Origin of the sequence: Clostridium sp. ATCC BAA-442 (genome assembly GCF_964239415.1) — a bacterium.
Taxonomy (GTDB): Bacteria; Bacillota; Clostridia; order Oscillospirales; family Oscillospiraceae; genus Flavonifractor; species Flavonifractor plautii.
Map to the genome: position 1 here is coordinate 1 of NZ_CAXSQB010000101.1, position 2,350 is coordinate 2,350.

General features: G+C 70.3%; 2 protein-coding genes. One reads left to right on the forward strand and one right to left on the reverse strand.

What is annotated here, in order from left to right; all coding sequences use genetic code 11:
* Positions 1–1,278 (forward strand): ATP-dependent helicase (locus ACESY8_RS19575; RefSeq protein WP_498794960.1); only part of this gene is annotated, 1,278 nt, incomplete at its 5' end.
* 79 nt (positions 1,279–1,357) lie between these two features.
* Here the strand turns inward: ACESY8_RS19575 and pdxR are convergent.
* A partial coding sequence (gene pdxR, locus ACESY8_RS19580; protein ID WP_498794961.1) for a MocR-like pyridoxine biosynthesis transcription factor PdxR occupies positions 1,358–2,350 on the reverse strand: 993 nt, incomplete at its 5' end.

Below are 2,350 nucleotides of genomic sequence, written 5' to 3' on the forward strand. Positions count from 1 at the left end.
GGCGGGGGGGGGGCGGCGGCCGCCGCCGGGGCGGAGCTGGGCCGGAAGGGGAGCCCCGGGGCCTTCCTCCGGGCGGTCTCCCGGCACAAGACCGGAGCGGACGGCGGGGACGACCCGGCCTTTGCCCTCTATCAGGAGAAGCTGGAGGGAAAGCTGGACTTTGACGACCTCCTGCTGGAGACCCTGCGCCAGTGGGAGGGCGGCCGGTCGGACCGGTGCTTTACCCACCTGCTGGTAGACGAGTTCCAGGACATCGACCGCCTCCAGCTCCGGCTTCTCCGGGCCTGGCGGCGGGAGGGTGGCACCTTTTTCGCCATCGGCGATCCCGACCAGTCCATCTACGGCTTCCGCGGGGCGGACGCCGGCTGCTTCTCCGCCCTGGGGGCGGAGCGGACGGTGAGGCTGACGGAGAATTACCGCTCCACCCCGGAGATTCTCGCCGCGGCCCTGCCGGTGGCGGAGGCCATCGACGGCGCGCCCCGGCGCATGGAGACCCACAGCCCCCACGGGGCGGAGGTACGCCTGCTCACCGCCGAGGGGGACCGGGCGGAGGCCATCTTCGTGGCCAAGGAGATCGCCCGGATGGTGGGCGGCGTCGGCATGCTGGAGGCCCAGGTGCTGGGGGCCGCCCGGGGCGTGCGGAGCTTCGAGGACATCGCGGTGCTCTACCGCACCCGGCGGCAGGCGGCCCTGCTGGAGGAGTGTCTGGCCCACGACGGCATTCCCTGCGTGGTCACCGGCCGGGAGGATTTCCTGTTGGACGGGGAGGTGCAGGACGCGCTGGCGTGGCTTGAGAGGCAGCAGGGGGAGGGAAAGTCCCCCGCCGCCCTCCTGGAGGAGTGGACGGCCCACCACACCCCCTCTGGCGGGGTGGAGCGGCTGCGCAATATGGCGGTGTTTTTCGGGGATGTGCCCGCCTTTCTCCGCAACCTGACCATCGGGCAGGAGGGGGATCTGCTGCGCCGGGCCGGGCTGAGTTATGCCGCCGGAGCGGTGACCCTCTCCACCCTCCACGGGGCCAAGGGCCTAGAGTGGCCGGTGGTATTCCTGTGCGGCGTTGGGGAGGGCCGCATTCCGCTGGAGCGGAAGGGCCTGGACACCGATGAGGCTGAGGAGCGGCGGCTGCTCTATGTGGGTATGACCCGCGCCAGAGAGGAGCTGGTGCTCCTCAGCGGCGGAGAACCCTCCCGCTTCCTGGCGGGGCTACCACTCCGTCAGGATACGGCCCACGCCCCGGTGCCGCGTCCCCTAGGGGTGCAACTGAGCCTGTTCAAGTGAAACGTGTGCCGGATTTCACATGCGGGAGTGGTTGAAACGTATAACATTCCCGGGGGGAGCCTTTTCAGAGCCGCCCTGCTCAGAATGCCCAGGCGGCTTTCAGCCGCCGGAGGGCCGGGGCCATGTCCACGGCGGCGATACGGGTATAGCCCAGGATCAGGGCGGGAGGTCGGCCGGGGGGCGGCGGGGTGAGATCACAGGCGGAGAGGGGGGCCACCCCTACCCCAGCATCCACGGCCCGCGCCACCAGCTCGGCTTCGCTCCAGCGGCCGTCCATCCAAAGGAGCAGATGGAGGCCCGCGTCGCCTCCGGCGAAGGACCCAACCCGCGTCAGTCCAGTGTCCTGGGCGGCGGCCAGCAGCGCTTCCCGCCGGGCTTTGTAGCGGGTGCGGGTGCGGTTGAGGTGGCGCTCAAAGTGGCCCCGCTCCATGAAGCGGGCCAGGGCGTACTGCTCAAAGGAGGGGACGGTGGAGGAGTAGAACCAGAAATCCCGCCGCCACCGCTCCAGCAGGTGGGGGGGCAGCACCATGTAGCTGATGCGCAGGGAAGGGGCCAGACTCTTTGCAAAGGTGTTGAGGTAAACCACCCGCTCTCCGCCGTCCAGGCTTTGCAGGGCGGGGATGGGGCGGCCGGAGAAGCGGAACTCGCTGTCGTAGTCGTCCTCCAGAATATAGCGGTCGGGGGCGGCCTCCGCCCACCGCAGCAGGGCCTGCCGCCGGGCTACCGGCATGATGATGCCCAGTGGGTAGTGGTGGGAGGGGGTCACGTGAACCACCCGGACCCCGGCCTCCTCCAGAGCATCCACCCGCAGGCCCTGGCCGTCCAGCGGGAGGGGGCGGACGGCAGCGCCGCAGCTTGTAAGGATGCGCTGGGTCTTGGTGTAGCCGGGATTTTCCACGCCATAGCCCCCCTCCCGGCCCAGAAGCTGTACCAGAAGGCCAATCAGGGTCTCCGACCCGGCCCCCACCACGATCTGCTCCGCGTCTGCCCGGATGCCCCGGAAGCGATACAGGTGCTCCGCAATGGCCCGCCGCAGGGCAGGGAGGCCCTGGGGGTGGGGGGAGGCCAGGAG